Source organism: Natronolimnohabitans innermongolicus JCM 12255 (genome assembly GCF_000337215.1).
GTDB classification, from domain to species: domain Archaea; phylum Halobacteriota; class Halobacteria; order Halobacteriales; family Natrialbaceae; genus Natronolimnohabitans; species Natronolimnohabitans innermongolicus.
Map to the genome: position 1 here is coordinate 1 of NZ_AOHZ01000093.1, position 5701 is coordinate 5701.

Sequence of the window (5701 nt, forward strand, 5' to 3'; positions counted from 1 at the left end):
GGCGCCACCCCGGGCCTCCTCGCGTTCTGGCGCGAGAACGGCTACCGCACGGTCCACGTCTCGACGACGCGCAACGACGCCAGCGGCGAGTACTCGGCGCTCATGCTCGCGCCGACGAGCGACGCCGGCCGCGAACTTCACGACCGCCACGCCGACTGGTTCGCTCGCCGGTTCGCGGCGGTCTGTACGGACGCGCTCGCGGACCTCGAGCCTGACGTCGCCCGCGCGGCCTTGCGATCGGTCGACGGCGACGCAGCGCCGGAACTCGAGCTAACCGACCACGAGTGGCGCGTCGTCGCCGGCGCGGCCTACGGTCCCGGTCTCTTCGACGCCGACCCCGGTCCGTTCCGCCCGCTGGTCGTCCGCTACGTCGTCGAGGAGCCCGACGAAATCGACCTGACCGACCGCGAGGAACGCCTGCTCGTCATGCGCGCGCTCCAGGCTCGAGACTGGGACTCGGTCGCCGACTCGCTCGCGTACCACTCGACGAGTCAGTGTATGCGCGCCCTCGGCGATGCACTCCGTCCGCTCGTCGACCGCTATGGGGGAGACGCGGCGCTCGAGGTTCGAGAGCGATTCCTCGACACGTAGTACTCTCGCGATTCGTCCAGATCGGGGCCTTCGAAACGGCCTGATCGACCTGTCGGAACGGTAGGATGACAGGGGCTACCGCGCTCGAGCCTTCTTACGGTCTCGATGTGCAGCAGGGACTGTCGTGGTCGTCTCGAGCGTCTCGTCCCCGGAGACGGAAAACTCGCGTTCAGTATTACCAAGCAAACGGACCCGTAGAGTTCACAGGGGCCAAAAGCCTCAAAGAGAGCTCTCCCAAACTCACGTGTAATGTATTTTGAAACTGAAGCGTATATCGATGAATACGTCATCGATGGAGAAAACCGTGGGATCTTCGCCGGGAATGACACTCATATTACGTATACCCCGACGGATCCGGATACGTGGTCTCCGGTGACGATCCCGACGGACGAGGTCGCCAGCATTACGTTCAGACGAGATACGACGCTTCAGGGCAACAAGTTACTCGGGTGGTTTTTCGCGATCATCACCGTCTTACTCGTGCTGGTCGTCTACGCGGTCTCGTTTGCCGGTCAAATCACGGATCCGGACGTGGACCTCGTCACCGTGTTCATGTGTTTTCTCGTCCTGGGTGGGCTCTCCACTACGTACGACTATCTCAACGGTGAAGACTACGATATCATCGTCACCGACATCAGAACTGATAGGGGCGACTCTCACGTCTTCACCGGACGGATGAAAAACACGGAATTCGTCGAAGCGTGCCGTGAACTCGCCGAGTCGGACCTCGAGACGAGAAACCAGAACGAGACACTCAAAACTGCGCTCGGTGACTGACAGTGCTACCCTCTGCGGTCACGGAGAACTGATTCGAGCGCGTCCATCGCCCGGTCCACGTTCTCTTCCTCGGCGTTGTACCCCATGTGACCGAAGCGGAGAATATCGTCTTCCATCTCGCCGAGACCGGTCGCGAGCACGACGTCTTCCTCCTCGGCAACCCGCTGTTGAATCTCGGTTGCGTCGCCCGGCCGGCGAAACGCCGTCACGGTCGGTGACTGGCGCTCCGGTTCGGGGTAGACCTCGAGTCCGAGCGCTCGCCCTCGCTCCCGGCAGCGTTCTGCGGCGTCCTCGTGGCGCTCGAAGACGGATTCGAGGCCCTCCTCGAGCAAGAGATCGATCGCCGTCTCGAGGGCGGCGACGTTGGCGCTCAGGTGCGAGTACGGGAAGCCGTCGGAGACGTCCTTCCACGGGAGAAAGTTCGTGTACAGCGAGGACGGCTCGCGCGCCGCCATGGCGTCCCACGCGCGGTCGCTGATCGCGGCGGTGGTCAGCCCCGGCGGCGCGCTGAAGCACTTCTGGGACGCGCCGAGGCAGACATCGATCCGGTCGGTCGGAACCGGCGTCCCCCCGAGCGAGGAGACGGCGTCGACGACGCTCAACACGTCGTGTTCGTCGAGCAGGTCCAGGACGGGGTCGAGATCGTTGAGCGTCCCCGTCGGCGTCTCGCAGTGGACCATCGTGGCGAGTGCGAACGGCTCGCTATCGCTCGCGGCGTCCTCGAGCGCCGCCTCGATCCCCTCGAGGTCGAAGCCCTCGTCGTAGGGCGCGGAGACGAGCTCGGGCTCGCCGTCGTAGGAGTCGACGAAGTCGGCGAAGCCGTCGCCGTAGCGGCCGTTCGAGAGACAGAGGACGCGGTCGCCTGGCGAGACGAGCGAGGCGATCGCGGACTCGAGGCCGAGAATGCCCTCGCCGCCGGGAACGACGACGTCGTGGTCGGTGCCGTAGACGGTCGCGAGGTCGTCACAGAGGCGCTCGTAGCGTTCGGTGAACTCGTCCTCGAGGTCCGGGTTCGGTTGCGGTTCGGCCATCGCGTCCCTGACTGCGGGCGGGACGGCCGTCGGCCCTGGCGTGAAGTTCATGCTCGGCTCATCGTCCGGGCCGCGTAGAGTAGTCGATTGCGGTGCCCCGAGGGCCGATGTTGCGAGGGCGAGACGCGAGGGCCGATGTTGCGAGGGCGAGACGCGAGGGCCGATGTTGCGAGGGCGAGACGCGAGGACCGATTGCTCGGCTCGGCCCGACTCAGGAGAGCAGCCGCCGCAACACGGGCTCGGGCGTCGCCTTCAACACCCACGCCACCAGCCGCCAGCGCCGCGTGACGTAGGCGTGACTGCGCTCCCTGCGAATCGCCCGGGCGATCTGTTCGGCGGCCGTCTCGGGCGAGCACTGCCAGAACGATCCGTACGCCATCTCCGTGTCGACGAATCCGGGCTCGATCGTGGTGATCGTCACGTCGGCGTCGCTGCCGGCCTGACGATTGCGCAGTCCCTCGAGGTACCGCGAGACGTACGCCTTCGAGGCGTTGTACGCCTGCGTGCCGCCGTTACCGAAGTGGGCCGCCACGGAGGAGATGCCGACGAGATGGCCGTCGTTCTCGCTCGCGTGGTCCGGCGTGGTCTCGAAGTACTCCAGCGCCGCCGTCGCAATGGCCGTAAAGCCGCGGACGTTGACGTCGATGGTTCGGCGTTCAGACTCCCACTCGAGGTCGTAGTTCGTGTCGGCGACGCCGGCACTGACGACGACCAGATCGACCGACGGCATCGCCTCGGCGAGCTGGAAAAAGCCGTCTCGAGCGTCCTCGGCGTCGGTGAGATCCATCGTCGCCACGTAGGAGCTGGTCGGCAGTTCGCTTCCGATCGCTTGCAGGCGTTCGGTCCGACGGGCGGCTAAGCCGATCTCGTAGCCCTCGGCGGCGAGTTCGCGGGCCAGCGCCTCGCCGATGCCCGACGATCCGCCGACGATGATCGCACCGCGTTCGGCGCTTGTCTCGGTCATATCCGTTGGTTCGGTCGCTCGTACGTAACGGTACTGGCATCGGAACCTCTCTCGGAAATGGTTCGTCTCCTCCCGTCTCCGTTCACTCGCTGTACCGTCTCCGTTCTGCCCCCGTCCCACATCCGAAGGCCACACGCCTTTGCCGGCTCCCGCCGTCGAGACGAATATGGTCGATGCGGTCACTCTCGTCTCGATCGCCTTGCTCGTCGGCGGCGTCGTCGGCACGCTGCTCCCGCTCGTTCCGGGCAGCCTGCTTTCGCTATCGGGCGTCTACCTCTACTGGTGGCAGTCGGGCTTCGCCGAACCCGGTACCGTCGCGCTGGTCGTCCTCACGGTGCTCGGGCTGGTGACCCTGTTCGCCGAGTTCTTCGCGGGCTCGCTGGCCGCTCGAGTCGGCGGCGCGTCCTGGACCACGACGACCGTCGCGGGCGGCGTGGCGGTCGTCCTCCTGCTCGTTACCGGCCCCGTCGGACTGCTCGTCGGCCTGTTCGGGACCGTCTTCGTCCTCGAGTACTACCGCCGGGGCGACGCCGCACACAGCACGCGCTCGGCGCTGTTCGCGACCGTCGGGACGCTCGCCTCGACGGCGATTCAGGCGCTGTTGACGGCGACGATACTGCTCGCGTTCGTCGTCACGGTGTTCGCGTTCTGATGGCGTCGCGCTCCGCTGGCGAACCAACCCGTCGTGACGCTCTGTCTCAGGGAGTGTCGTTCACCGCAACGAACGCCCTCGGGGACCCCGTACAGGATCGTATGGAGTGTCCCGAACCGGACTGCGAGCGCTCCGCGACCGTCGAACTCCACATCCCGTGGACGGACAACCGCCTCGTCTGTGCGGCCCACGCCCGCGTGCTGGGCCGGCAGGACGGCGTCGTCGCCGATCCGGTAACCGATCGGGGAGAAGCGTTACTCGAGTGAGCCCGTCCAGACTGCACCCACAGTAGACGTCACCACTCCGCCGTTCGTAACCGGTACTTCGAAGACGAAATTTATCAGGGTGGAGAACGGTGATACGGCCATGGGCATGTTCGAGCGGCTGGGGGAGAAAGTCGAACGGCTGAAACAGGAGGCGGCGGCCGGACGCGAGGGAAGTTACGAGTACGGCTGTCGGAACTGCGGTACGGGGTTCTACAGCGAGCCCGCGGCGTGTCCGGAGTGTGGCAGCGACGAGATCGCGCCGGTGAAATCGAAGACGGAAGACGACTCCGACGCCGACGACGGGTCGGCGACGGACGACGAATCTGCGGACACGACACGGGAGTCGGACGAAGAGGCGGACGCTGATCCGGAGTCGACCGATGAAACGGACGGCGTCGCGGAAGCCGAACCGGAGTCCGACGAGCCGTTGATCACGGAAGCGGAGTCGACGTCGGAGTCAGAGCCGGAGCCAGAATCGACGTCGGAGTCCGAGTCGACATCAAACACCGAGTGACCAGTCGGAACCGTCCGCTTCTCCTCGAGTCGCACGAGTTCGGGTTCGAGCCCGTCCCTACACTCGACTCAGTTCAGGGGTGTGCGTAGTAGACGACCGTCTCTTCAGTCCCGTCATCCGCTTCGTGTCGGTCTCGCGAACGTCCTCCGCTCGAGTCGTCCGTGGCGCTCTGTGCCGCGTTATCGATCCGAGCGAAGCCGACGCGTTCGAACTGGACCATCTCGTCGGCCTCGAGCCCGCCGACGGCCGGTTCGGCGTGCCCGCGAACGTCGCCGTCGGGCGTTCGCATGCGGACGGCGACGCCCTCTTTTGCCGGCGCCCAGTGGATGACGTCGACCTCGCCCTCGCGGACGACCGCGAGGTCGTCGCCGGTGTACTCGAGCGCGCCGTCGGTAACGCGGAAGCAGCCGATCCCCTTCAGCCAGATGCGTTCGTCCTCCTCGGGAACATCCTCGGGCTCGAGTACGACCGAGTCGCCGACGGGAATCTCGCGGACGCCACGCTCTTCGTGGTTGGGATGCAGCGGCGGGTTGGCCTCGTTCGGGTGGTCGCCGCTGATGGGAATCTGGTCGCCGTCGCGGACGAAGAACCGCCGGTCGGTCTCCTCGTCGATCAGGTCGCGGTTGTTCGCGTAGACGGTGCTCATCGCGAGGTCGACGTCGCTGGTCGAGGTACCCAGTCCGACCATCGCCTCGACGATAGCCTCGCCCCGAATTCCTCGGCGACGGAGGCTCTTGATCGTCGGCGCGCGCGGGTCGTCCCAGCCGTCGAGTTCGCCGTCGTCGATCAGTTCCGCGATGGTCGACGTGCTCACCTTCACGTCGTAGTCGTCGAGCTGGACGTGGCCCCAGTGGACGACTTCGGGGTACTCCCAGTCGAAGTAGTCGTAGACGAACCGCTGGCGCT

At 65.9% G+C, this 5701-nt stretch carries 8 protein-coding genes; 5 read left to right on the forward strand and 3 right to left on the reverse strand.

What is annotated here, in order from left to right; all coding sequences use genetic code 11:
* Nucleotides 1–591, forward strand: a 591-nt coding sequence (locus C493_RS19710) for a GNAT family N-acetyltransferase (RefSeq protein WP_007261256.1), incomplete at its 5' end; no start/stop codon positions are given.
* 372 nt (nucleotides 592–963) lie between these two features.
* Nucleotides 964–1368 (forward strand): hypothetical protein, encoded by a 405-nt coding sequence (locus C493_RS19715; protein ID WP_007261257.1) that lies wholly within the window; start codon nucleotides 964–966, stop codon nucleotides 1366–1368.
* A 5-nt stretch (nucleotides 1369–1373) separates the two neighbouring features.
* Here the strand turns inward: C493_RS19715 and C493_RS19720 are convergent, their stop codons facing one another.
* Together C493_RS19720 and C493_RS19725 are read right to left on the reverse strand one after the other, a co-directional pair.
* On the reverse strand, nucleotides 1374–2450 hold the full coding sequence (locus C493_RS19720) for a pyridoxal-phosphate-dependent aminotransferase family protein (RefSeq protein WP_007261258.1): 1077 nt from the start codon (nucleotides 2448–2450) through the stop codon (nucleotides 1374–1376).
* Nucleotides 2451–2610: 160 nt separating this feature from the next.
* Nucleotides 2611–3363, reverse strand: coding sequence for an SDR family NAD(P)-dependent oxidoreductase (locus C493_RS19725; RefSeq protein WP_007261259.1), 753 nt, complete (start codon nucleotides 3361–3363; stop codon nucleotides 2611–2613).
* A 166-nt stretch (nucleotides 3364–3529) separates the two neighbouring features.
* Between C493_RS19725 and C493_RS19730 the strand changes: the two genes are divergently transcribed.
* From C493_RS19730 to C493_RS19735, 3 genes are all read left to right on the forward strand, one after another.
* A complete protein-coding gene (locus C493_RS19730) occupies nucleotides 3530–4015 on the forward strand; it encodes a DUF456 domain-containing protein (RefSeq protein ID WP_007261260.1) in 486 nt (161 codons plus the stop codon).
* Between the two features lie 101 nt (nucleotides 4016–4116).
* Complete coding sequence (locus C493_RS23525; protein WP_162832297.1) at nucleotides 4117–4281, forward strand: hypothetical protein; 165 nt, start codon at nucleotides 4117–4119, stop codon at nucleotides 4279–4281.
* Between the two features lie 100 nt (nucleotides 4282–4381).
* Nucleotides 4382–4795 (forward strand): hypothetical protein, encoded by a 414-nt coding sequence (locus C493_RS19735; RefSeq protein WP_193787917.1) that lies wholly within the window; start codon nucleotides 4382–4384, stop codon nucleotides 4793–4795.
* 73 nt (nucleotides 4796–4868) lie between these two features.
* Here the strand turns inward: C493_RS19735 and C493_RS19740 are convergent.
* On the reverse strand, nucleotides 4869–5701 hold an 833-nt coding region (locus tag C493_RS19740), incomplete at its 5' end, for a glutamate--tRNA ligase family protein (protein WP_007261263.1).

Bases quoted from the DNA above. Each gene is read 5' to 3' on its own strand.
- C493_RS23525 (WP_162832297.1), top strand. From the start codon at position 4,117: ATGGAGTGTCCCGAACCGGACTGCGAGCGCTCCGCGACCGTCGAACTC.
- C493_RS19720 (WP_007261258.1), bottom strand. From the start codon at position 2,450: ATGAACTTCACGCCAGGGCCGACGGCCGTCCCGCCCGCAGTCAGGGAC.
- C493_RS19725 (WP_007261259.1), bottom strand. From the start codon at position 3,363: ATGACCGAGACAAGCGCCGAACGCGGTGCGATCATCGTCGGCGGATCG.
- C493_RS19730 (WP_007261260.1), top strand. From the start codon at position 3,530: ATGGTCGATGCGGTCACTCTCGTCTCGATCGCCTTGCTCGTCGGCGGC.
- C493_RS19735 (WP_193787917.1), top strand. From the start codon at position 4,382: ATGGGCATGTTCGAGCGGCTGGGGGAGAAAGTCGAACGGCTGAAACAG.